27 protein-coding genes are annotated in these 23,239 nt (G+C 67.5%); 20 read left to right on the top strand and 7 right to left on the bottom strand.

Features of this window, described 5'->3' with window-relative positions; translation table 11 throughout:
* The first annotated feature begins 864 nt into the window (after nt 1-864).
* Nucleotides 865-1,284 carry an ATP-binding protein gene (locus ABZW14_RS10880; protein WP_355343272.1) on the top strand — a complete coding sequence of 140 codons (420 nt, stop codon included), beginning with the start codon at nt 865-867 and terminating at the stop codon, nt 1,282-1,284.
* Nucleotides 1,285-1,341: 57 nt separating this feature from the next.
* Here ABZW14_RS10880 and ABZW14_RS10885 read toward each other — a convergent pair whose 3' ends face one another.
* The 5 genes from ABZW14_RS10885 to ABZW14_RS10905 all read right to left on the bottom strand — a co-directional run bounded on the left by ABZW14_RS10885 (nt 1,342) and on the right by ABZW14_RS10905 (nt 4,632).
* Nucleotides 1,342-1,665 carry a hypothetical protein gene (locus ABZW14_RS10885; RefSeq protein ID WP_355343275.1) on the bottom strand — a complete coding sequence of 108 codons (324 nt, stop codon included), beginning with the start codon at nt 1,663-1,665 and terminating at the stop codon, nt 1,342-1,344.
* A gap of 603 nt (nt 1,666-2,268) precedes the next feature.
* Complete coding sequence (locus ABZW14_RS10890) at nt 2,269-3,081, bottom strand: hypothetical protein (protein WP_355343278.1); 813 nt, start codon at nt 3,079-3,081, stop codon at nt 2,269-2,271.
* A gap of 242 nt (nt 3,082-3,323) precedes the next feature.
* Complete coding sequence (locus ABZW14_RS10895) at nt 3,324-3,530, bottom strand: hypothetical protein (protein ID WP_355343281.1); 207 nt, start codon at nt 3,528-3,530, stop codon at nt 3,324-3,326.
* 35 nt (nt 3,531-3,565) lie between these two features.
* Nucleotides 3,566-4,234, bottom strand: coding sequence for an HAD family hydrolase (locus ABZW14_RS10900; RefSeq protein WP_355343284.1), 669 nt, complete (start codon nt 4,232-4,234; stop codon nt 3,566-3,568).
* Nucleotides 4,235-4,248: 14 nt separating this feature from the next.
* Complete coding sequence (locus ABZW14_RS10905; protein ID WP_355343287.1) at nt 4,249-4,632, bottom strand: VOC family protein; 384 nt, start codon at nt 4,630-4,632, stop codon at nt 4,249-4,251.
* A gap of 352 nt (nt 4,633-4,984) precedes the next feature.
* Between ABZW14_RS10905 and ABZW14_RS10910 the strand changes: the two genes are divergently transcribed.
* From ABZW14_RS10910 to ABZW14_RS10920, 3 genes are all read left to right on the top strand, one after another.
* Entirely contained in the window at nt 4,985-5,419 is a 435-nt protein-coding gene (locus tag ABZW14_RS10910) for a hypothetical protein (protein ID WP_355343290.1), read from the top strand.
* Between the two features lie 319 nt (nt 5,420-5,738).
* On the top strand, nt 5,739-6,935 hold the full coding sequence (locus ABZW14_RS10915) for a hypothetical protein (protein ID WP_355343293.1): 1,197 nt from the start codon (nt 5,739-5,741) through the stop codon (nt 6,933-6,935).
* Nucleotides 6,936-7,021: 86 nt separating this feature from the next.
* Nucleotides 7,022-7,345: a hypothetical protein gene (locus ABZW14_RS10920; RefSeq protein WP_355343296.1), complete on the top strand. Its 324-nt coding sequence runs from the start codon at nt 7,022-7,024 to the stop codon at nt 7,343-7,345.
* A 70-nt stretch (nt 7,346-7,415) separates the two neighbouring features.
* Here the strand turns inward: ABZW14_RS10920 and ABZW14_RS10925 are convergent, their stop codons facing one another.
* Nucleotides 7,416-7,898: a hypothetical protein gene (locus ABZW14_RS10925; protein ID WP_355343299.1), complete on the bottom strand. Its 483-nt coding sequence runs from the start codon at nt 7,896-7,898 to the stop codon at nt 7,416-7,418.
* A 236-nt stretch (nt 7,899-8,134) separates the two neighbouring features.
* Between ABZW14_RS10925 and ABZW14_RS10930 the strand changes: the two genes are divergently transcribed.
* Together ABZW14_RS10930 and cutA are read left to right on the top strand one after the other, a co-directional pair.
* Nucleotides 8,135-8,857 (top strand): hypothetical protein, encoded by a 723-nt coding sequence (locus tag ABZW14_RS10930; protein WP_355343302.1) that lies wholly within the window; start codon nt 8,135-8,137, stop codon nt 8,855-8,857.
* 72 nt (nt 8,858-8,929) lie between these two features.
* Complete coding sequence (gene cutA, locus ABZW14_RS10935) at nt 8,930-9,487, top strand: divalent-cation tolerance protein CutA (RefSeq protein ID WP_355343304.1); 558 nt, start codon at nt 8,930-8,932, stop codon at nt 9,485-9,487.
* Nucleotides 9,488-9,491: 4 nt separating this feature from the next.
* On the opposite strand, the gene ABZW14_RS10940 is transcribed toward cutA, so the two are convergent.
* Complete coding sequence (locus ABZW14_RS10940; protein WP_355343306.1) at nt 9,492-10,802, bottom strand: XRE family transcriptional regulator; 1,311 nt, start codon at nt 10,800-10,802, stop codon at nt 9,492-9,494.
* Nucleotides 10,803-11,062: 260 nt separating this feature from the next.
* Here ABZW14_RS10940 and ABZW14_RS10945 point away from each other — a divergent pair, with 260 nt between their 5' ends.
* The 14 genes from ABZW14_RS10945 (at nt 11,063) to ABZW14_RS11010 (ending at nt 23,164) form a co-directional block, all read left to right on the top strand.
* Complete coding sequence (locus ABZW14_RS10945; RefSeq protein WP_355343309.1) at nt 11,063-11,392, top strand: hypothetical protein; 330 nt, start codon at nt 11,063-11,065, stop codon at nt 11,390-11,392.
* A gap of 122 nt (nt 11,393-11,514) precedes the next feature.
* Entirely contained in the window at nt 11,515-12,450 is a 936-nt protein-coding gene (locus ABZW14_RS10950; RefSeq protein WP_355343312.1) for a hypothetical protein, read from the top strand.
* 109 nt (nt 12,451-12,559) lie between these two features.
* The gene (locus tag ABZW14_RS10955) at nt 12,560-13,438 is read left to right on the top strand and encodes an FtsK/SpoIIIE domain-containing protein (protein WP_355343315.1); all 879 of its coding nucleotides are present in this window, start codon (nt 12,560-12,562) and stop codon (nt 13,436-13,438) included.
* A complete protein-coding gene (locus ABZW14_RS10960) occupies nt 13,435-13,626 on the top strand; it encodes a hypothetical protein (protein WP_355343318.1) in 192 nt (63 codons plus the stop codon). The genes ABZW14_RS10955 and ABZW14_RS10960 overlap by 4 nt, the downstream gene beginning before the upstream one ends.
* An 84-nt stretch (nt 13,627-13,710) precedes the next feature.
* Nucleotides 13,711-14,238, top strand: coding sequence for a hypothetical protein (locus ABZW14_RS10965; protein ID WP_355343320.1), 528 nt, complete (start codon nt 13,711-13,713; stop codon nt 14,236-14,238).
* Nucleotides 14,235-14,954 carry a GGDEF domain-containing protein gene (locus tag ABZW14_RS10970; protein WP_355343323.1) on the top strand — a complete coding sequence of 240 codons (720 nt, stop codon included), beginning with the start codon at nt 14,235-14,237 and terminating at the stop codon, nt 14,952-14,954. Before ABZW14_RS10965 ends, ABZW14_RS10970 begins: the two co-directional genes overlap by 4 nt.
* Before the next feature lie 764 nt (nt 14,955-15,718).
* Nucleotides 15,719-16,066 carry an RRQRL motif-containing zinc-binding protein gene (locus tag ABZW14_RS10975; RefSeq protein ID WP_355343904.1) on the top strand — a complete coding sequence of 116 codons (348 nt, stop codon included), beginning with the start codon at nt 15,719-15,721 and terminating at the stop codon, nt 16,064-16,066.
* Nucleotides 16,063-16,935, top strand: a complete 873-nt coding sequence (locus tag ABZW14_RS10980) for a DUF2637 domain-containing protein (protein ID WP_355343325.1) — start codon at nt 16,063-16,065, stop codon at nt 16,933-16,935. Before ABZW14_RS10975 ends, ABZW14_RS10980 begins: the two co-directional genes overlap by 4 nt.
* Nucleotides 16,932-18,521 carry a replication initiator gene (locus tag ABZW14_RS10985; protein WP_355343328.1) on the top strand — a complete coding sequence of 530 codons (1,590 nt, stop codon included), beginning with the start codon at nt 16,932-16,934 and terminating at the stop codon, nt 18,519-18,521. Before ABZW14_RS10980 ends, ABZW14_RS10985 begins: the two co-directional genes overlap by 4 nt.
* 92 nt (nt 18,522-18,613) lie before the next feature.
* Nucleotides 18,614-18,817 (top strand): hypothetical protein, encoded by a 204-nt coding sequence (locus ABZW14_RS10990; RefSeq protein ID WP_355343330.1) that lies wholly within the window; start codon nt 18,614-18,616, stop codon nt 18,815-18,817.
* Entirely contained in the window at nt 18,814-19,008 is a 195-nt protein-coding gene (locus ABZW14_RS10995) for a helix-turn-helix domain-containing protein (RefSeq protein WP_355343333.1), read from the top strand. Before ABZW14_RS10990 ends, ABZW14_RS10995 begins: the two co-directional genes overlap by 4 nt.
* 1 nt (nt 19,009) lies before the next feature.
* A complete protein-coding gene (locus ABZW14_RS11000; protein WP_355343335.1) occupies nt 19,010-20,251 on the top strand; it encodes a site-specific integrase in 1,242 nt (413 codons plus the stop codon).
* 232 nt (nt 20,252-20,483) lie between these two features.
* A complete protein-coding gene (locus tag ABZW14_RS11005) occupies nt 20,484-21,530 on the top strand; it encodes a mechanosensitive ion channel family protein (protein ID WP_355343338.1) in 1,047 nt (348 codons plus the stop codon).
* A 248-nt stretch (nt 21,531-21,778) separates the two neighbouring features.
* Nucleotides 21,779-23,164: an MFS transporter gene (locus ABZW14_RS11010; RefSeq protein WP_355343341.1), complete on the top strand. Its 1,386-nt coding sequence runs from the start codon at nt 21,779-21,781 to the stop codon at nt 23,162-23,164.
* The last annotated feature ends 75 nt before the right edge of the window (nt 23,165-23,239 follow it).

The raw sequence follows: 23,239 nt of genomic DNA on the forward strand, positions 1-23,239 counted from the left end.
ACTCTGCCGTTGCCTGACACTGTTTGATAGCCCTTGTCGGCCTCAGTTGTGCCGGATCTGTGCCCGATGATCTTGTTCGGCTATCGACTGTCGCTGTTGACCCGATGCTGACGGCTGTTACCGGCCAGGCACCGGCACCGCAACCGCTCGATGCGGCGTGGCCCTCGTGGCTTGCGCACCTCCGGCTTCCCTCATGGTTCGCACTCCGACAGGCTGTAACGGGATCTGCTTTCGCGTCGCTCTCCTTGGGGACCGGCGTTGCCGAGCCGGTCTCGGCCGGGGTGGCGCACCTTCCCAATAGGTCACCCCACCCACCCCGGCCGCCCTGCGGATGTGCACGCCTTCGTTTCAAAAACGGACGGCAGGGGATGTAACGCCCAGCGACAGGGCAACGCCTGTCAATGGTGAAGGTCGGGTGCCCGACCTTCATGACCGGGCGGGGCCGCGGCCGACCCCCCCACGGCCCCGCCCGGGTCCCAGTCCAGAGCAATGTGAGCCGTCGGAGGGCGTCCATGATCCCTGAGTCGAGCAATCACGCTCCGTCGCGGGTCTGGCCGGACCGCCGCCAAGTCGTGATCGCACCTCCGGCCTGGGACCAGCCAACTCAACCTCTCCCGCAGCAAGGTCACCGCCCCCGCGAGTGGTGGCCGTTCGTGGTGTTCGCTGGGATCATCCTCCTAGTCGGATTCGTCGCCACCTTGGTGACCGTGCTGGCACAGTGACCCGCACCTTCGCGGTGATCGCTGGCCCTTCCGGAAGCTCGACGCGCGCCGGCGTCGACCTGAGCTGCTAGTTTCCAGGCTGGCCCGGCCGGGTATAGGACCTCGGCCGTCCGTCTCGCTGCCGAACTAGGACCATCTGGCCATGACCCAGTTGACCGCACAGCTTGATCTTCCCCCCGGCGTTCATGCGCCCGCTGTGGCGCGCCGAAGGCTTACTGGCGTTCTCCTCGGCTGGGGATTCCGCGACGAGGTGTGGCTAGAGCAAGCAGCGCTGATCGTCAGCGAGCTGGTCACAAATGCGGTGCGCCACGGCGGCGGCTGCCTGTCCCTCGCCGCAGAAGCCCACGACACTCGGGTCCTCCTGTCCGTGGCCGACGGATCCTCCGTCGCACCCCGCCAACGCACCCCTGACGACAACGGCGGGCGCGGACTGCCCGTGATCGAGGCTCTATCAGCACAGTGGGGCGTGCGCGAGCACCAGGGCGGCAAACAGGTCTGGGTGGAGCTGGCACCGTACCGCGGTTGGCTGTCGCCGCATCGCGAAGTACGGCTGTCGGCATGACGCCAACGACCTAAAGCAGGTGTGGGCAGAGCTGCCACCATACCCGGCTGGTGGACCTTAATGATCTTGCGACTGTGCCTGACCGAAATCCACTCGAAGCTGGCGCGCACGCTCGGTCCGCTCCGGATGAACATGATCCGACAGCCGGTGGCCCGGCATGTTGATACAACGCTGGCCGGGCATCGCGTCGCACGTGGGGCACCGCACGAACTCCCCGGTCTCCGGCATCGGGATCCCCACAGCCATGGCCGCCTGACCCACCACTTGAATCGCCTGGAACAAATTCGTGTTGCCCGTGGTGGTTGCGACGTTGGCCACACAGCGCATGCCGTCCCAGAACTGGGCAGCGGCCTGCTCTGGACTCAATCTCTGGTACTCCACAGGCACTTCTGCCCGCCGACGGCTTAAACAAACCTTGCGGCGGCTCCAGGCTCTCTGACCCTAAGCCATCCCGTCGGCCTTCGTCCGCACACCGTGGAGCGGGTTGGGCCTGCCCGGTCAAGGTGGAGCACACCACCGTCTGAACGACCTTGACCGGGCAGGCCCTGCCCGCTCGGCTCTGCCCGGACGGAGGTTGTCGGGATGGCGCCAACATCCCGGAGTGCCCGAGGACCCCGCCGGAGGCACTGCCTGTGTCTCGATCAACGTGAAGCCCCGGAACCGTCATCGATCATGGCGGCCCGGGGCTTCTTCGTATGTCGCGCCGCCGGCGGGCTATCACCGACGCGCTGGCGGCCGAAGGCCAGAGGCGCGGCGGCGGGCCATCGGCCCGGCCCAGGTTCGGCGGCGCGCGCGGCCTGCGAAGCGGGCCGCCTTGATCTCGTACAGAAAGTTCTCACACCTGCTCAGCACCACCTCTTGTCGTGTCACGGGAGATGCTTGACACTCGCGTCCCACCAGATGCTTGACATGATCGGGTTCGGCGCGAAGCTGGCGGCCCGCCGCGCGGGTCTCCTCCGGCGTGTTACCAGGACTGAGCGACCGTCACTGGTTCTTCCATCGAGCGGCCAACTGCTGGTACTGCGCGACCAGCTCGTCCCGCGTCACGCCTCCGCCGTAGACCGAACTCCACAGCAGGTCCCGGAAGCGGAGATAGTCGAGGTCCTGCGGGGTCGCCTTCAGGTCATCCTCAAGCGGCCATCCTCTGCTCGCCATGTACTGCTCACGAGCCGCCCTGACGTCGGCCATACGGACCACGAGTTCGTAGTCTCCGAACGCCGGGTCGTCGGGGTTGATGACGGGCAGAATCTCAGCCTCTGGTGTGAAACCCAGAGCCGCGAACAACATCAACACGGCGTCCTGCATCAACGGCAGGTCGTCCTCGCCGCTGGTGACGATTGCCGCGATGGCCTCTGCCGAAGGCGTCCGGCCTGCTTCCAGCGCCCAGGCACGCAACGCATCTACCGCGAAGTCCGGGTCGACCTGCCCGGGCCTACCCTCCACGTGCTGGTACCCGCACGGCTCAGCTGTGTTGGGCAGGTGCAGCGAGAAGCTCTGGCCCGCCGAAGTTCGGCCCTCCAGGTGGGCGCAGGCGCTGTTGGACACGTATGCCGCCAGAGCTGGCGCCGCCGTGGCCACTACGAGATCGTCCACTCCCGCGGACAACCGCAGCCGCTCTGTGTAGAAGGGCATGACTCCCACTCTCTGCCAGCCCTGGCCGAGGTCGTAGAGCCCAAGCTTGTTGCCCCAAGATGTTGGCGTGGCGAAGGAAGAGCCGAACGCCTCGCGCACCCCGGGCTGGGATGGAAGCGTGCCGGTCGTCGGCCTTGCCAGCAGCAGCGTTCCGAACCAACCCACGGGGCCGAACTCTACGGGGTAATGAGACCTAGGCCGTCAAGCATGTCCTGGGACGGATTCGTCAAGCATGTGGTGGGACTAGACACTCAGCACCACCTCTGTCAGGTCTCGGGACCTGCGTGACACATCGGTATCAGGACCTGCGTGACGCTGTCGACGGCTACGGCTTGGCCAGCTGTTCGGCCGAACGGGCCTAAAGGACGTCGAACTCGTTGCCCTCTGGGTCGGCCATCGTCACATGGTCAGGGGCACCGTCCGGTGCGTCGACCCGGAGAACGGTCCCGGCCTGCCGCCACCAGTTTGTCGACGATCGCCTGGACCCGCGGCCAGCGCACCTCCAACGGCACGTGCCGGCCGCCGCCGACGTGGATATCGAAGTGCATCCGGTTCTTGACTGCCTTCGGCTCGACTTCATGCTGGAAGAATCGGAGATCTTTCCCGAAGCGCATTGGGCAACCTCGACAAACCCGGAACCGATCCGGCTTCAGATTCCGGCCAACGCCAGCACCTGATCGAACCCGCGAAGCTGGGCTGGCGAACTCACCATCGGCAGCACCAGTGCTGGTATTCCGACGGCCACAGAACCGCCGTCGCATCCGGGATGGTCGCCAACCATCAACGTTCGATCTGGCTGTGCCGTCAGGGCTTCGACTGCGGTGCGCCAGATCCGTACATCGGGTTTGACGAAGCCGACCTCGTAGGAAAGAACGAATGCATCGATGTAGCGGTCAAGCCCGTGCCTCGCAAAGCAGATGCGAATGTCCCAGCCCACGTTGCTGACCACGCCAAGGCGAATACCGCGGGCACTCAGCGCGGCGAGAGTGGACGCCGTGTCCGCGTACGGCGCCAGCGCTTCGGCGCGCGTTTCGTGCAGGGCTCGCGCAAACGGCAAGTCCACCCCACGGATTTGCTGCAGGACAGCCAGAATCGCCCGGTCCCACACCTGTGGGTCCAAGTCCCGGGCGATGTGAGCAGGGTCCGTAGCCGTCGTCCGCAGCAACTCAGCGAAATCCGAGGCGATGCGCTCCGCCTCACCGGCGGCCACCTCCCGGCCGATCAAGGCCGCCGCGCTGCCGACCCAGCGGTTGGGGTCCCTGGCGAACAGGGTCCAAGCGAAATCGAACAGGACGGTTGTCACGGGTTTCGAAGGCACCAGGTCACCCTAGATCAGCGGGACGCTTGACATGGGCCATGATGCTCCTGACTGCGCTCGACGTAGAACAGGTCGAGTTGCCCTCCGGGCCGGCCTTGGTCACCCGACCGGGGCTGCTGGATACCGGCAGTCCCTAGGTGGAAACCGATTCTTGGTTCGTCACGCTTCCCCTCCGGCACCTTCAGGAACGAAATACCGGGCCGGATGCCGTCGGGGTCCTCGATGAAGGCGCCGTCGCCCCACTCGTCCTTGGGAACCTTGAAATGGGTGTGCCATGCCTCCCAGCTGGCGAACCCATCTGGTGGGGCTGCCGGGACGTACCCCAGCGCGAGGCACCAGAATTCGGCCAGTTCGCGCGGGTGCGCGCAGTCGACGGTCAAGGACCACTGCTCGGACATCGCCACACCCTAGACGGCCGAAGGTCAGACCGAGGGCCGGGCGAGTTCGGCCCGGCTACGCGCATTCACCGGTGCGCAGCCCTCACTCCATGCCGCGCCCCGACCTCATGAAGATGTCATCTAGCCGGACGTGTCCCCCACGTCCCGAGACTGATCTGTCACGCAGGTCCTGAGACCCGACAGCTCAGCACCACCTCTGTCCTCCGTCGACTGATGCGCGACACTCGTCCGCCAACTGATCTGCGACACCTCAGCGGGCTGATCGCGGCAGAAACGGATGCTGCGCGAGCTGGCCAGTTCGCTGCTGCCACGGCTGGTGGCAACCTGAGCGGGCACATGATCCAATGGCGCAGTGGAACTCACCAAGCAGTTCAGTGAGCAGCAATACGCTCGGACGCTGGAGTCATGGGGCTGGCTGGATCTCGCCGGCAAGGCTCCGCGGTTCACCTCGCTGTTCGGCGATGTGTTCCTTGAGTCTGCGGACGGGGCGTGGTGGTTCCTCGACACCTTCGAAGGGCAGCTCGTACGGGGGTGGAACTCCCGCGCCGACCTGGCTGCCGAGCTGGACACCGAGGGTGGCCAGGACAGGTACCTCCTGGCCACCCTCGCCATGGGGGCATACCACCGGCGCGGGCTTCACCTGGACGCCAGCCAGATCTATGCCTACGCGCCACCGCCGATCGTCACGGGCAGTTTCGACGTCGACCGAATTGCGGTGTTCGACTTCGTTGCGGTGGTCAATACCGCTGGCCAGCTCCACGAGCAGCTACGAAACGGGCCCAGCTAGGGGCTGGGGGCCCGGCTCGTAGTGCCCGCCACGACGTTGGTCGCGGCAGCCAGCGGCGAGCGAGTTCACATCGGCATAGCAGACCCCGCGTCAGCGGGCATCCTGTCGCCCCTAGCTTGCTGGATCTGTCGCACATCACCTGGCGGAGCTGCGTCGCACATCAGCTGTCGGATCACACTCAGCACCACCTCAGCACCACCTTGTCCCCGTCCGGGGAGGCTGGACGGTCTACGACTGCCCGACGAGGAGAACCGGATCCCAGCCACATGGTGCACCATCGCCTATGTCGAATTCGGTCCATGCGTGCCAGAATGCGACCATGGCTACTCAGACTGATGACGCGGCGGAGTGGGATGTAGTCGTTCCGGCCGGCGAAGAGTCGTACTTTGTTCGGTTCGGATCCTTCCTTTTGTGTGTCAGCCACAACGATTCCGACTTAGCCGAAGTTGCGCGGAAGATCGAGCAGGCACTCCACCAGGACAGCCGTGTAGCAGAGGTGTACCCGTTCGAGAATCGGGTTGAGTGGACTGACACTGATGTCCACTACCCGCACCGCCGCCTTGCCAGTGCAGGAGACTTGCTGAGCGGTCGAGTACACCTACACACTGTGGAATTTTCGGAGGCGATTAGGTTCAAGGTCTCCGTCCCGATCAAAAACCAGCCAGCCCGAGGTGGATACAAAGACATTACCTCAGATAGCTACTGGGCGGCTTGGGACGGAACGACGCTTGCTGTCATGTGGCCTGCCAGCTTGGATGGACCATTTCCAATGGCCGGCGGTCACATTGTGATTGACCTGCTGCAGGACGTTGTAGAGGCGGCCGGATACTCGCTGTATACCCAAGCCTGTTCGCCCGGCTGTGAGCACCGCTTCGCCCACAGAAACGTATTGGTGGTCTGCAACGCAGAGGAGATGGGAGAGGAGGAGATGCACGAGCTCGGCGATCAGGATGTCGTGATTGAGCGGGTTGAAGGCGGGCAGCCAAAAGAGCATCTCCTCTTGGACCTTGAGCGCCTCTTCTTTTCGCAGGCCGCATACTTCGCGCGATACAAAAACTACGCCCGTCACATTCGAGATCTTGAGGATCTTGCCCGCGGATACGTTGACGAACTCCTGACTCTGAATTATCAACGGATTCAGGATGCGAATTTGAGATTGTGGCGAAGGGTGTGGAACCTATGGCACAAAAGGAAGGAGCGAAGGCGAGGGGTTGAACTGATTGCGATACTGTGGCTGCTCCTCGCCAGGTTGGAGGCCGTCCGGCGCGACTGGTTTGCCGATCGGCGAAAGCTTGGAGAGAGTACGTCCGGTGCAGGCAACGAGGTTCTTTTCGACCTCGACAAGTCCGACGACGACGATGCCGTAACCTCGCAGGATTTTACGTTCATTCGCTCAGCCATCCAGCAATCAGCAACGCGATTCGACACCAGGACGATGGCGTTGGCAACCGCCGCCGGCGGTATCGCCGGTTTCGTCGGTGCCATTCTTGGGGCCGTCCTAGCGAGTGGCGGCTAGCTGGACGGCGAGCACCGCCCAGAGGGGCGTTCCGGAAGACATGCCTTCCATGGTCGCCTGAGGGCGCAACCGGCTAAAGTCCGGCCGTGGTTCATGTGCCCTCGCTCCCGCAGCCGCAGCGGATCGTGCTCGCTGAGCTGTCCGGCGTGGCCGGCCGCTACGGCAACGGCAGCGACCGCGATCGGCCGCGCGATGAGGCGCTTGCCGCAGTGCGGTCAGTGACCACGGATGCGCGGCTGTTGGGCATACAGGCGGGGGTGGCGATGGCCGACCCACTCGGGATCAGCGGCCCCACGGTGGAGCTGCTGAAGGCCGCCGGCGCAGACATGCAGGTGGCCGCTGAGCACGCTGCCGAGGTCCGCGCCCGGTTGGAATCTCAGGGCACGCGCTACGACGAACAGGCTGAGTAGCCGCCCCACAGTCGCCTGCGGGGGTCGCAAGGGGGGCAGGCCGGGGCTTCGCCGCTTCAAGTCCTGGTGCTCATCGTCGGCATAGTTCTGCCCGGATGTGCACTCCGCACCATGGCGGCAGATCAACGGACCACACTCGCCAACCACCGAAGTCCTTGCGGAGTTCCCATCGCCACGGGTGAGCTGTCCCGGCGAGGTTCGTCCCCTCGCCCCACCACACCCCGCGTACCTGCTCCTCAACGGTTGCCCGATCGTCGCCCTGGTGCTCGATGAGACTCGGTCCGACTGCTTCGAGCTTCGAGACTGGGCGGGCTGAGCCGAACATGTCCTCGCGATATCTGACGAACTGCTCTAGCAGTTCGTCATGGCGGGACTTGGCCAGCACCCGCGACACACCGCCCTTTTCTCCTGCGCTGAGCTTCAACCGCCAGACTGCGGCCGCCGCCTCGGGCGTCGGCTCACCTCGGTCGGCTTCGGCCTGCTTCCACACCGCCCATGATGCAGGCACCGCGATAACACCGGCACAGACGACGGTCACCACCGCCAGCAACACCCATGGCCACCGCCGTGCCGGCGGTCCCGCCCTCCTGATCCGCGGCGGTCGCCACGCCGGTACTTCCTCCCCCATGGTCATCCGTGAACGATACGAAGAGATCTGGTACGGACCCAAGGCCCTGCTTCCGGTTGTTGGCCAGTGCGCGGATTCGCAGGCGCCCATGAGCGGCGACGAGCTGGTCTTGTCGGTGCATGCGCATACATTGCTAACAAGCGAGGGAAGGGCAGGGGCAAATGTTCGATCGTGACGTGGACTATCCGACAGCGGTCGCTAGCTACGACGACGCAGGGGTAGATGCCGCCATCGACTGGTGCTGCGAGCACATGGAGGGCGGCGACACCCTCACCGTGTGGACCAGCTTGAAGTCCAACTTGCAGAACTGCTCGCAGCTGGCACACCTCGTGCGTCAGCACTCCAACGTGGAGCATGCCACCGGCAGGGGCGGCGGCTTCATCCGAGGCAAAGGCCCGGTGCTGATGGCGTGGCCGGACATGGACGATATCGGGAAACTGGTGCAATACGGCGGCCACCGAATCCGTGCCTTGTGCGTCATCGCCTGGAACGATGACGCCATCAGGCCCTGGGTATCAGCCATGAAGCCCACGGTTCTCGGTGACGGCTCCGCGTGGGAACTCCGGACGCCCGACCTCGACCCTGTCGTCGCCGAAGCGATGAGCAGCCTTACCCGGACGGTCAACCACAACAACACCATCTCGGCAGGCTTCGAGAAGGACATGGTCGTCAGCACCCTGTTGGCACTCCACGACGCCGGCTTCCGGATGGATGGCGAGGCGATGCAGGGCTGGGCCCTCGCGAACGGGTGGTCCGGCAAGAACCCTGAGCGCCTGGCGAGGTACGTGGAAGATATCAACGCAGGCAAGCGACCCCGTTGTAGGCAGGTGCTTCGTGCTGACTACGTCGACAGCCTTCGACGCCGAGCGGCGGGGGACGCGTAGAGCTGCACGGCGTCTGCCACGAAGCGGTTCGGCTAGGTGGCGAAGTCAGTCTTACTTGGCATAATGCAGGTCGTGACGACACCTGACCCCGATGCCGAGTGGTGGACGACTTCAGACGTTGCGGAGTATCTGGGCGTTCAGATCGGAACGGTCAGCTCATATAGGAACCGCAACCAGATGCCGGAGCCTGATCAGACGCTAGGCCGAACCCACTTGTGGCGACCCGAAACCATTATCAATTGGCACGAAGGGCGGCCCCGAATCGGAATAGGCGGACGCCCTGGGGGCGCAGACCGCGTTGGCACTTACTTGCAGGTTTCTACCGCAGTAGAAACGCGCGATGCGGCGGAAAAGCTGGCGCGAGAGGTAGTCGAGGCGAAGCTGTCTGCGGGCGCTCAAATCATCGGACCAGTCATCTCCGCATTTTGGCACTTAGGCGAATTCGGCACTGGCGAAGAGTGGCAACTTCTACTCAAGACCCATTCCGACAAATTCGACGAGTTGCAGGCATATCTTACAGAACATCATCCTTGGAAGAACCCAGAGATCATTGCGCTTCCGATCGTCGCGGGTTCAGAGTCATACCTGTCTTGGGTCCGCCGAACCGTAGCCGGAGACGACGACCGCTGACTGCTTAGGACTTAGCCTTGTCGAGCACAGCGGCGACTGCCGGAACGCTTCCATGGCTGGCGAGGTGCCGCAAGATGGGTTGCAATCTCTGACGGGGGCGCACTGATGCGACGCCTGCCGAAAGTTCCAAGACTTGCTCGGCGACGCCTGCCGCCGCCTCGACTTCACCTGCCATCAAGTAGGCGTCAGCAAGCCAGCATGAGTACAAGGCTTTGTCCCTGGCGTGGGTGTCGTCAAAACCGCGGAGCGCATCCTCTAGCAGAGGCACGGCCCGCAAAGGCCGACGCAACTCTGTCCAGCACCTACCCGCCATGATCTTCAGCTCGCGCTCGTCCACCCAGCTCGACCAGTCCCGCTGCGGCGCCTGCCGGTCGCTCAGTAGCGCGGCCTCGGCGGTGCTCAGCGCCTGGCCTGTTTCTTCGGCATTGCCTGCCACGGCATGCGCCCACGCTCTCCGTTCGTGCAGCAGAGCCTTGACGGTGGCTGGGACCTCCCCGCCGATCGCAGCACAGGAAGCTTCCGCGACCTGCACTGCGGCCACAGGATCGTTTCCAATCTTTTGGTAGGCCAGGAACGCGAGCGCGTTCCCGGCTAGCGCAGGGTCCGACACCTGCTGAGCTACAGCATGGCTCTCCCTATAAAGGCGCTCTGCCCCGGCGTGCTCCCCCGCATCAAACGCCGCCCAGCCGGCCTGCTGCGTCTGCTCGGCGAGGATTGCAAGGAGTTTCTTCTCTGTCGCAGCCGAGTAACTACCCTTGCGCAAGATGGACTTGGTAGCTTCGCACTCCGCTAGGTAGATATTCGCGGTATCCCCGCCACCAAGAACGTCATCAAGTCGACGTAAGCGGGCTGCTCGGCGTGCAAGGATTTCTGGCACGTCCGAACCGATGCGCCCCCTGCCCACCTCATGGAGCTGGGCAGGAAGAGTAAACGCCGCTCCCACGCCAAAAGCGGAAACGCGCAGGAAGTCCCTTCTATTCACGCCTTCGTCTCCATTCGGCCCGACCATCCACTCCTGCGCGGATGGCGCTTCCCAGCTTCGGGAAGCCAGGCCCAGCATATGACCGGGAATCCGCAACCCGTCCGCGACGGCAGCGATTTTTTCGTATGTAGCGATACTTCCCTGCCCTCTCGCGAGAGCGCCAACCCGCTCCGGCTTTATTGCACAAGCCTCGGCGATCTTCGAGAAGCTGATTCCCGCCCACTTTCGCGCAAGGGCAAAGACTTCCCCGAAATCGTGCCGGGCTATCGCCGCCTGCATGTCCGGGCGCTGCAAGACATGGGGCGGAAGCGCAACGACGGTTTGGTTCCGCATCGACTCTCCGGGTCCTGGTCGCTCAGGCATTCGTGCCGCTCACTGACGAGCCTACCCATCATGGGTACCCCCAGGCGAGGCATGAAATAGGCGCGCGTGAGCGGGCATGCTCGGGATGGATCGACGACCGGTCCTCCGAATAGCTCCGATGCCAAGGATGCTTGACGGATGCTGAGTGAGTCAGTACGGTGCAGTCAGTACCGACTCGGTACCCAGCCAAGCTGCGGGGCGAGTGCCCCCCTGTTGAGAAGGAGTCAGTCATGGGACGTCTGCTGCTGGACACCTCGCGGGTGTCGTACGAGGTGTCGGTGAACCCGGTGCCGAAGCTGGACCAGAACGGTCAGCAGAAGTTCGACCGGGAGACGAAGAACCCGATGTGGACCGTGCACCTCTACGCCCTGTCGGAGGGCAGCGCCGAGGTCATCAACGTGACGGTCGTGAACCCGGTGATGCCGCCGGTGACGGTCCGTCAGCCGGTGCAGCCGGTGGACCTGGAGGCGCTGCCCTGGGTCAACGACCGGGACGGGAAGGTCCGTTCGGGTGTGGCGTTCCGGGCCTCGGGCCTGACGCCGCTGGACACCGCCGCCTAGCGGCGGGCGTGTCACCTGCTCCAACAGTCGTGAAGTGGTGGACACGGGCTCGCCGTTGATTGGCGTCGTCTGCGAGCCCGCGTCCTGTCAACAACTCCGGTCCCATGTTGGGAGGACTTGTCGTGTCCAAGTCTAGCCAGAGGTCCCCGTTCGGCTGGTCGAACCGTGGGGGCGCTGTCACCGTCATCGAAGCTCCGGTCGCCCGTTCCTACCGTCGTCGGGCCACCATCGCCTTCTGGATCACTCTCGGCGTCGTCGGCCTCCTGGCCGCCACGGTCGCCTCGCACTACCTGCACCCGATCGTGGGCGCCCTGCTCGGCGGGATCATCGGCGCTGTGCTGGGCGCGGTGGTGTTCGCGCTGATCGTGGCGTGGCCGGTCCTGCGCGTCTTCTGGCACTGGCTGCCGGAAATCGTGCTGGGTGTGGCCGCCGTCTACGGCTGGAACGCGTTGATGCAGTCGACCCCGATGTGGGGGTCGCTGCTCGTCGTCGCCCTGGTCGTGGGCGTGCCCGCGGCTATCGCCCCGGTCCGCCGCCGCGTGATGGCGTGGACCTGGTGTCTGGTTGTCAGGCACCGGCTGCGACTGTGCTTCGCCGCGTTCATCGCCACCAACCGCTCCGGCTCGCTGCCGCTGATTCTGCCCGCGAAGCCGACCCCGGCTGGTGAGCGGGTGTGGGTGTGGCTGCGCCCCGGCCTGTCCCTGCGCGACCTTGAGCAGGACGGCCAGGTGCAGAAACTCGCAGTGGCGTGCTGGGCCGACGAGGTCCGCGTCATGCGCGCCTCCCGCCGCTACGCGGCGCTGATCCGCCTGGACATCACCCGCCGCGAACCCCTCGCGGCAACGATCGTCTCCCCGCTGCCGGACCACGTCCCCACGGACATGCCGGCCAACGCCCCCACCTCACCGGGCATGCCGCCCGTCGGCCTGGACCTGCCCGACGTGCCGGACACCCCGGCCGCCCCCACCGCCGAGACGCCTCGGCCGCGCCGCCCACGCAACCCCGCCCCCACCACCGAGACGAGCCCGAACGGGTTCGACCCCTCCGACTACGCCTAACCACTCCGGGACGGCGCGGACCAAGCACCCATCGGGTCGAGCGTCCGCGCCCTTCCCACCTCCCCACCCGCTTTGACACGTACGTGTCAACCGACCCCGGGAGCCCGTCATGGACCTCACGGACACCATCGAACTGCCCACGCAGCCGGACTCGCCGGAGACGGTGCCGGTCGGCGCGGGCCTGTCCATCTTCGACCCGGTCTTCCTCGGCATCGACGAGTTCGGCCAGGCCGTGTACCTGCCGATGATCTACCGGAACATCCTCATCGGCGGTGAGCCTGGCGCGGGCAAGTCCAGCCTGCTCAACACGATCGTCGGGCACGCGGCCCTGTGCCCGGACGTGCGTCTGTGCCTGCTCGATGGCAAGCAGGTCGAGCTGGGGCTGTGGGAGGACGCCTGCGACGTGTTCGTCGGCCCCGACATCGAGCACGCCATCCGCACCCTGCGCCGGGTGCAGACCGTGATGGACAACCGCTACGCCTTCCTCAAGGCTCGGCGTCGCCGGAAGATCGGCCGCAACGACGTGTTCGGTCAGATCCTCGTCGCCTGCGACGAGATCGCCTACTTCTCCGCCACTGCCGGCGACGAGAAGACGCAGAAGCTGTTCGCCGCGCTGCTGCGCGACATCGTCGCCCGGGGCCGCGCCGTGGGCATCATCGTGGCCGCCGCGACGCAGCGGCCGTCCTCGGACATCATCCCGACCTCGTTGCGGGACCTGTTCGCGTGGCGGTTCGCCGGCCGCTGCACCACCGACGTGTCCTCCGACATTGTGCTCGGGCACGGCTGGGCCGCCCGCGGCTTCTCCTCTAACACCATCGACCCCAACAACCAGGGCGCCGGTTTCCTCATCTCCGAAGGCGGCATCCCCGCCCTGGTCAAGGCCGCCTACATGACGGATGCCGACATCATCCGCGTCGCCGACTACGCGGCATGGACCCGCCGCCACAGCAACCTCGACACCCCCACCGAGACCCAGGTGGCGGCATGAGCACCGCGACCGTCCCTGCAACCCGAGGGCGGGTCCTGGACTTGGTGCTCGTCGGCACCGGCGAGGACATCGCCGCACTAACCGCGATCACCCGTCACGCGGGCGTACTCGTCTTCCGCTCCGCACCCACCGCCGCCGACAACGGCCGGCAGCGGGTGTTCCTACGGCTCCACCTGCACCACCAATAGGACGGCCGACGGCCCGGATCGAGCCCTGAGAAAGCGAACCCGGACCGCCGACCTAACCACCGCCCACGAAAGGACGTGGCCGCCATGAACCCTACCCAAAAACAGCCCCACACCTGCGGTGCGCTGGCCGACCTGACGCCGGCCGACATCCTGCGCTGCGCCGCCCGCTACCTCGAAATCCACGGCTGGAACCAGGGCACCTACTACCCCCCGACGGACCACAACCCATTCCCGCCCGCCTGCGTGTCCGCCGCCATCGGCATGGCCACCCACGGCCACCGGATGCCGGTCCCACACGAGGTCAAGAACCCCTGCGCTGTGCGCGAATACTCCTGCGCCCTCGACGCCCTGACCTGTCACCTGCTCGCCACCGCGCCCGACCCGGTGCGGATCTGCGAGGACGACGACGTGCCCAGCGGCGACCCGTTCGAGTGGAACGACCGCCCCGACCGCACCGCCGAGCAGGTCATCACGACCCTGCGCGCTGCCGCCGACGACTACGACTGGACCCACGCCACCGAGGACGACCTCGAAACCTACGCCGAGCACGAGTACGCCAACGAGCAGCTCCCCACCCGCGCGGGCTTCCTCGCCTGGATCGGTGCCCGATGAGCCCCCGCCTGCGCGCCCTGGTCACCGCCAGCGCCATCAGCGCCGCCGCGACCGCCGGCTACCTCACCGCCCGTCACAGCCTGCGGGCCGAGCTGTCCACCGTCCGGCACGCGGCCACTCACGACCCGCTGACCGGCATCTGCAACCGCGCCGGCCTCTCGGCCGCCGCCGACACCCTCATCCGTACCGCCCACACCTCCACCCGCCCGGTCGCGGTCGTCCTGGTCGACCTCGTGGGCTTCAAGAAGGTCAACGACACCCACGGCCACGACGCCGGGGACCACATCCTCACCGCCGTCGCTAGCCGCCTGACCGGCATCGCCGGCCCCGCCGGGCTCGCTGCCCGTCTCGGCGGCGACGAGTTCGCCGTCATCACCACCGGCCCCGCCACCCGGCACCACGACGCCGACATCTGGCTGGCCGACTGGCTCACCCACATCCACACCCGGCTGACCACCCCGGTCAGCTACCACGCCCGCCCTCTCGCGGTGGGCGCGACCCTCGGCGCGGCCCTGGCCGACCCAGCGCATTCCGCCGCTGTCTGGCTGCACCGCGCCGACCTGGCCATGTACGTCGCCCGCGCGAACCGACGCACGACCGCCGTCTTCACGGCCACCACCGACACCCCCGCCATGGCTACGGCCGACCGGCCCCGCGACCTGGCCCGCCCCACCAGTCCCCTTGCCGCCGCCCCGACCACCCGGAGGGCCGCATGACCACCGCCATTCAGACCACCGACGTGACACGTACGTGTCAAAACGACATCTCCACCGCCGCCCTGATCCGCGCTCTCGAATCGGCGTGGGCCGCCATCCGCAACCAGCACCCCGAGGTGCCCGCCGCTGTACTCGTCGTCGGCTCCGGGTCGCCCACCAAGCCCAACCAGGGCATGAAGTGGGGCCACTTCGCCGCCCTGCGCTGGCAGGCAGGCGACAACCAGCTCCCCGAAATCCTCATCTCCGGTGAGGGCCTGTCCCGCGAACCCGAGGCCGTTTTCACCACCCTGCTGCACGAAGCCACCCACGCCCTGGCCGACGCCCGAGGCATCCAAGACACCTCCCGCCAGGGCCGCTGGCACAACAAGCGCTTCGCCACCCTCGCCGCCGAACTCGGCATGTCCACCACCAAGGACGACAAGCTCGGCTACTCCCCCTGCACCCTGACCGACCTCACCCGCGCCCGCTACCGGCACACCATCACCGACCTCGCTGAGGCGCTGCGCTTCTACCGCCACCCCGAACCCACCGGCGAGGGCAAGCAGCGCACGAACAACAACAACGGCGTCTCCTGCGAATGCGAGTGCCCCCGCAAGCTGCGCATCTCCAAGGCCGCCTTCGAGGAAGGCCCCATCGTCTGCGCCCCCTGCGGCGCGGCGTTCCTGCCCGAGGACATCGACCGCGACACCTACGAACACCCCACCTTCGCCACCGGCCCCGCCGCCGGCGGCCAGGCCGACAACGACCCGGAGGACGACGACCCGATGGTCTTCTACGACCCCACCGGCGAGCGCTACGGCCTGCCGACCTACCCGTTCAAGCTCGCCCCGTCCGGGCTGCTGACCCGCCGTCAGCTCCGCGACCGACAGCTGCGACCCGGCGGCCAAGACCCCGCCGCACAGATCCTCTGGCGTCGCGGAAAGCGCATTGCCTACCTGTTCCGCCTCGACCTCGCGGTGCCCAAGCGCACCGCCACCCCGGCGCAACGCGCCGCCATCGACAAGGCGCTCACCGCGCGGCGTACCTGCCCCACCTGCCAGCAGGTCAAGCCCTACTACATCCCCCGCTCACTCGGCGAATGCTTCGACTGCGATCGAGAGGCGACCTCATGACGACGACCTCTCGACCCTCGCGCGGCTGGTCGTACCTCGGCCTCATCCTCGGCGGACTCGTGTCCGTCGCCGCGAACATCGCGCACTCGTTCATCGCCCCAGACGGGGCACCGGAGAACTGGTCCCCGGAACCCGGTGCGGTCGTCTCCTCGATCGTCTGGCCGCTGTTCCTGTTCATCGCCATCGAGATCCTCGCTCGCACGCCCTGGCCGACCGGCTGGGGCTGGAACGTGCTGCGCTGGGTCGGGCTGCCGCCCGTCGCCCTGGTCGCCGCGTTCGTGTCCTACCGGCACCTGTCCGGACTGCTCGACCACTACAACGAGGAAACCCTCGTCGTCTGGTTCGGTCCCCTCGCCGTGGATGGCCTGATGCTCATGGCCACCGCCGCCCTACTCGCCACCAAGCACGCCACCCGGCCCACCGATCTCCTCGCGGCACCTGCGCCGGCCACCACCGCCGAGGCCCCGTCATCCGACATCCCCGCCTCGCCGCTGGTCCGCCCGGCCGCCGCGACCCCGGCCACCAACCCCCAACCCATCGAACCCGTCAACCCGCCCACCTCTGGCGAGGACACCGACACCCCGACGACGGTCGAGCCCACCCCGGACACCACCGACACCGACACGACCCCGGCACCTGCGGCGCCCGTGACGGCCAAGAACGACCTGCCTGCGGCGCTGCTTTCCAACGCCCGGCTCGTCGCCACGGCGCACGAAAAGGCCCACGGTGAACCGATCAACCCGGGACAGCTCGCCGTCCGGCTGCGCGTCCCGACCCACACGGCCGCCGATCTCCTGACGGCCCTCAGCACTCAACCGACCATCAACGACCACCAGCACAACGGCACTGCCGTGGGAGCCACCGCGTGACCTCCTCGACGCTGCCTCTCGCACCCGGGACCACTACGGTCCCGGGTACGGGAGCCTCCGCCGAGCCCGCCGGCTACTGGCCCTGGGCCACCCCGACCTCCACCCGCCCCGCCGATGACGGCTGGGTACGCGGGCACGATCCCCGCACCGTCGCCTCCGGCCGCGCCCGCGCCCAAGACCCGGACTACCCGGACTGGCTCGGGCACGTCCGCGCGGCATCGGCGTGCAAGCACCCGATCCGCCTTGCGGGACAGATCCACGTCAACGACGCCGACGGCAACCGCATGGCCACCATCGACACCGAGGACATGCCCGACGGGGCGATCTACACCCCGTGCGGCAACCGCCGCGCCGCCGTCTGCCCCTCCTGCGCCGAGGTGTATCGCCGAGACACCTACCACCTGATTAAGGCCGGTCTGCAAGGCGATCGGTGGGGCCTGCCGCCGCTGCACGAGCACATCGCGATCTTCCTGACCGCCACCGCCCCCTCCTTCGGCCCGGTGCACCACCGGGTCGTGAAGGTCCACGCCGCGGACTGCTGCAAGAAGGACGGCTGCACCTGCCGCGCCTCGGTGTGCCACCCGTTCGGCCGCACCTGCCCGCACGGTGTGGACCTGCGCTGCGGGCAGCGCCACAAGGCCGGTGACGGGCAGCTCGGGCAGCCGCTGTGCTTGGACTGCTACGACCACACCGCCCAAGTCGTCTGGAACCACGAAGCACCGGAGCTGTGGCGGCGCACCATCCAACAGGTCGACCGGGAGCTGCGCCGGCTCGGCCGGGTTCACGGGGTGGAGCTGCGCCGCCGCTACATCAAGGTCTACGAGTTCCAGGTACGCGGCGTCATCCACTACCACGCCCTGATCCGCTTGGACGGCGAGAATCCCGACTGCCCTGGCGCGATCGTCCCGCCGCCTCGCCAGATCACCCGCGACATGTTCGAGGAAGCCGCTCGGGCGGCGTTCGTGAAGACCGCCTACACCTCGGCCCCTCACCCGGCCAACGGCGGCCAGGGGTGGCACATCGCCTGGGGTGACAAGGGCCTGGACGTGAAGCACGTCAATGCCCCCGGCGGTGAGGTCAACCTCGCCCAGATCACCGGGTACATCGCCAAGTACGTCACCAAGAGCACCGAAGTCACCGGGCTGAACCTGCGCCGCGTCGACGACCTCTCCGTCGAGGTCCACGGCGACCCGACAACCCACCTCGGGCGGCTCATCCGCGCCTGCTGGGACCTCGGCGAACACCCCGACTACACCCGCCTTCGCCGCTGGGCGCACCAGTTCGGCTACGGCGGCCACATCACCACCAAGAGCCGCGCCTTCTCCGCCACCCTCGGCTTCATCCGCATGCAGCGCACCATCTGGCGCCGCACCGAAGGCCACCCCCACACCTGGGACGACGAACAAGCCGAGCAGGTCATCTACGAACTCGGCTACCACGCCACCGGCTGGATCACCACCGGCGACGCCCTCCTGGCCAACACCGCCGCCGCCATGGCCCGCGCCCGCCACCTCGCCGGCCTCGACGCCCTGGCCGACGAGCTGGCCGCCCACCACGCCACCGCCGGCCAGCCTGCCGCCGCTTGACACGTACGTGTCAACACCCGCCGTCCCTTCGTTCCTTGACAACTCCACAGCGGCACACAGCACCCCCGTCTCTGCCTGGAAGGAGGACGCCCATGCCCACACGTCCCCGCCCCCTGGTCGCGGTCCGGCTCATCGGCCCGACCGCCACCGTCACCACCCACGCCACCACCATCGCCGCCCAGCTCGTCGCCCACTACGGCCCCGAGCGCGTCACCTGCCGCACCAACACCCGCCATGGCGACTACAGCGGCGAAAGCCGCGCCTACATCACCCTCACCCGAAAGGAGCCAGGATGACCCCACCCACCCCTACCCCGCTGCCGGAGCTGTGGTCGATCACCGAAACGGCCGCGTTCCTCCGCGTCCCTGTCGGCACGCTCTACCAGTGGCGGCACCGCCGCACCGGCCCGCGCGCCTTCAAAGTCGGCCGGCACCTGCGCTACAACCCCGCCGATGTCCGGGCGTGGCTGGAAGACCGGGCGGCCTGACATGCCGATTGACGACCTGTGGTACCTCAGGAAACGCGACCCGGACACGAGAAAGCTCATCCCGTCGAAACGGCACGGCCGGGGAAAACGCTGGCGAGTCCGCTACACCGACGCAGACAACAACGACCGAGAAAGGCTGTTCGACCTCAAACGGGATGCGGAGGAGTTCGACCTTGCATGCCGCTCGGGCGTCGCCATAGCCGTCAAGGTGAGCGACGAAGTAGGCCGACTCACCTTCGCCGAATACGCGTGGCGGTGGAAGGAGTCGCGAGAGTCGGGGTGGAGCGTCGAGACGCGGCGACGCGTTCCGCAGAACCTTCGGAAGCGCCTCTTGCCGACGTTCGGTGAGAAGCCAATCCGGTCCATCACGCTAACCGATGTGATGTCCTGGCTAGGCCGGCTGCTGGATGACGGAACCAAGAAGTCGTCCATCGGCCTGTACTTCGGGGTCCTGAAGACCATCATGAACGCCGCCGTCATCGACAAGGTGCTTGACGACAACCCCTGCAACGCTGTGAACCTTGCGCAAGTCCTACGCGGGATGTCACGGGCACCGAGGTGGGTGCCGACCGAGGACCAGGTGCTCACGCTCCTGGAGGTCGTGCCCCGCCGATTCCGCGCCGCTATCTGGCTCGGGGCCGGTGAAGGTTTGCGCATCGGTGAGGCCCTGGGCATGGAGGACGACCCCCGGTGTTTCGACGTTGCTCGCGAAGAGCTGCATGTCGTCCAGCAGTTGCGGCACTCCGCAGAGCACTTCGGCGGCTTCTACCTCGCCCCGCCGAAAAGCGGATCGGCGGGAACGGTCGATCTGGACGCCGTGGTAGCTGAGGAAGTGGCAGCGCATATCAAAGAGGTTGGCCCCGTTGAATTCGAGCTTCCCGACATCACCAGGGAAGGACGGGGAACTCGTAAGGCAGCACTCCTGTTCACCACCACGCGGGGAAAGCTGATAACCGACCGATATTGGTCTGAGCTGTGGGAGGGCTGGCGGTCCGCTGCGGGCTGGCCGAAGGAAGGCACTTTCCACTCGCTGCGCCACTTCTTCGCCACGACCCTGATGAGCAACGGCGCTGAGCCCCAGGAGGTGCAGCACGCTCTGAGGCACGCCAGCCTGCGGATCACACTGGAGACCTACGTGCACTGGCTGCCGAAGAAGGACCGACAGCGTGGCCTGTTGGGGCGGATCCTCCGGCCAGTCACGGCCGGACAGCCGGCCACGCCTCCCGTTCAAGGTCACCGCTAGTTTGTGCCCTGGTTGTGCCGGATGATCTTTCCCGAGCGTTTCAGCAGGTCAAGGCCCCACTGATGCCCGTTTTCGGGGATTGCACGCACTAATCCGGGGTACCCTCGTGAAGCTTTCTCCGCCCGTGCCACGATGACCGGTTCCGCCCCACGTGGTCGGTCCGGCGGCCCCGTGGGCGGGAGCAGGGCGGGCCGCCAGCCGGCGCCCAGCGGCGTTGCGGTACGAAAGCAGGGTGAGTCTCTCCGAGCTGATCGCCACCGTTTTGTCCGCCGTTTCCGACCGGCGCCCGGACTGCCAGGGCAGCAGCTCCTGCGAGTGGGTGTACAAGGTCACGAACTCCGCCTGGTTCGCCGAGAGCAGCTACTGGATCCTGCTCAAGCCGCTGCGAATCGTGCTGATCCTGCTGCTCGCCGTGGCCGCCCGCTGGGCGCTGCACCGCACCATCAACCGGCTGGTCCGGACCACCACCGAGGGTGCGGTGCCCACCATGCTCCGCCCGCTGCGCGAGCGGATCCCCAGCGCCACGCTCGACCCGGAGCAGTTCGTGCCGGAGCGGCGGCGGCAGCGTGCCGAGGCGATCGGCTCGGTGCTCCGCAGCATGGTCACCGCGTTCATCTTCGGCATCGCCCTGCTCATGGTGCTCAAGGAGTTCAGCTTCGACCTGGCCCCGCTGCTGGCCAGCGCCGGCATCGCCGGTGTCGCCCTCGGCTTCGGCGCGCAGAGCCTCGTCAAGGACCTGATCGCCGGCCTGTTCATGCTGATCGAGGACCAGTACGGCGTCGGCGACACCGTGGACCTGGGCGAGGCGACCGGTGTGGTGGAGGCCGTGGGCCTGCGGGTCACCACGGTCCGGGACGGCCGGGGGGTGCTCTGGTACATCCGCAACGGCGAAATCGTCCGGGTGGGCAACAAGAGCCAGGGCTGGGCCCTGGTCGTGGTCGATCTGCCGATCGGCTTCGCCGGCACCGAGGAGGCCACCGCGGTGCTGCGTACGGCGGCCTCCTCGGTCGCGCTGGACCCGGAGCTGGCGCCGCAGATCGTCGAGGAGCCGGAGGTGCTCGGCGTCGAGCAGATGACGGTCGACGGCGCGGTGATCCGCACCGTCGTCAAGACCACCGCCGACGGGCAGTTCGCCGTCGGTCGCGAGCTGCGCCGCCGGCTCGCCGAGGCGCTGGAGAACTCGGGCATCACGGCGCGGATCGCGGCGGCCCGGCTCTATCCCGGTCTGCCGGCCCGCACCCCGGCCGGAGGCGAGACCGGCACCGGCGGGGCCACCTGACCTGGGTCGCCGGTCGGCTCGACGGACCCGACGATTTTCGGGGGTCGCGCACCGCGCGGCCCCTCGGGTATCGTCCGTTCGTTCAGTCGGAGATGCGACGATCAATCCGTTCACCCTAGCCAGTTGTCAGACGATCGGGCAGAATCCGGTGAACACGCTCCCTTGGGGAGCGTGCTCGTGTCCTCGCTGATCCGTAGATCTGACGACTGTTTCCAGGTCAGGCCATCACGAGTGGCGACCGGGAGACGATGGAGGCGACGGTGTCCGACGAGCGACCCGCCCAGGAGGGGCCGGCCACTTTCCGCGAACTGTTCAGCCTCGTGGAGTTCCGTGTCCTCTTCACGGCAAGCGCTCTGTCCTGGATCGGCGACTACGTGGCGAAGGCCGCGGTCACGGTCCTGGTCTACCGGCAGACCGACTCGGTGGCGCTCTCCGCCGCCGCCTTCGCGGCCAGCTACCTGCCCTGGCTGGTCGGCGGCCCGCTGCTCTCGGCGCTCGCCGAGCGCTACCGGTACCGGCAGGTCATGGTGGCCTGCGACCTGGTCCGGATGGCCCTGATGGTGCTGGTCGCCCTACCCGGGATCCCGCCCTGGGCCATCCTGGCCCTGGTCTTCGCCGCCACGCTGGCCAACCCGCCCGGCCAGGCCGCCCGGTCCGCGCTGATGGCCCAGATCCTCACCGGCGACCGGCTGGTGGTCGGCCTGTCGGTCTCCGCGAGCACCGGGCAGGCCGCCCAGGTCCTCGGCTACCTGATCGGCGCGGCCGTGGCCGCGGTCAACCCGGCCGCCGCACTGCTCATCAACGCGGCCACCTTCGGTCTCTCCGCGGCCCTGGTCCGCTTCGGCCTGCACAACCGGCCGCCGGCCATGACCGAGGCGCACCGCAGCCACCTGCTGCGGGAGACCGCCGAGGGGTTCGCGCTCGTCTTCGGCCGCCCGGTGCTGCGCGCCATCGCGGTGCTGGTGTTCAGCGCGATGCTCTTCTCGATCGTCCCCGAGGGGCTCGCGGCGGCCTGGGCCGCCGAGCGGGCCGGGGACGGCATGAACACCGGCACGGCGCAGGCGGTCATCATGGCCGCCAACCCGGTCGGCTACGTCCTGGGCGGGCTCATCGTCGGGCGGCTCGTCGCCCCGGCCCGCCGGCTGGCCCTGATGCGGCCGCTGGCGGTGATCGCTCCGGCGGTGCTGGTCCCGGCGCTGCTCGACCCGTCGCCGATCGTGGTGGCGCTCCTCGCCGCCGCGTGCGGCTTCGCGGTGGCCGGGCTCATCCCGGTCGCCAACGGCCTCTTCGTCCAGGCCCTGCCGGACGGCTACCGGGCCCGGGCGTTCGGCGTTATGGCCAGCGGCACCCAGATCATCCAGGGCGCCGCCGTGCTGGTCACCGGGGCGCTCGCCGAGCGGTTCGCCATCCCGTCGGTGGTCGGCACCTGGAGCGCCGCCGGCGTGCTGCTGATGCTCCTCGCGGTGCTGACCTGGCCGCGCCCGGCGGCCGTCCAGGCGGCCGTCGAGACCGCCCGCTCGGAGTCCCCCGCCACGGTGGCCGCCGGGGAGCGTCCCGGGCACACCCCGGCCCGGGGGGCGGCGGTGGGCGACCGGTCCGGCGAGCGCAGCCGGCGCCGGCACGCGGTGACCTGACTCCCGCTGCGGCGGTGGGCGCGGGCCGGCTCCGGGCGGCACCTGGCAGGATGGGTGGCGTGACTTCCCCAGGCG

The organism is Micromonospora sp. NPDC004551 (genome assembly GCF_040609975.1).
Classification (GTDB): domain Bacteria; phylum Actinomycetota; class Actinomycetes; order Mycobacteriales; family Micromonosporaceae; genus Micromonospora.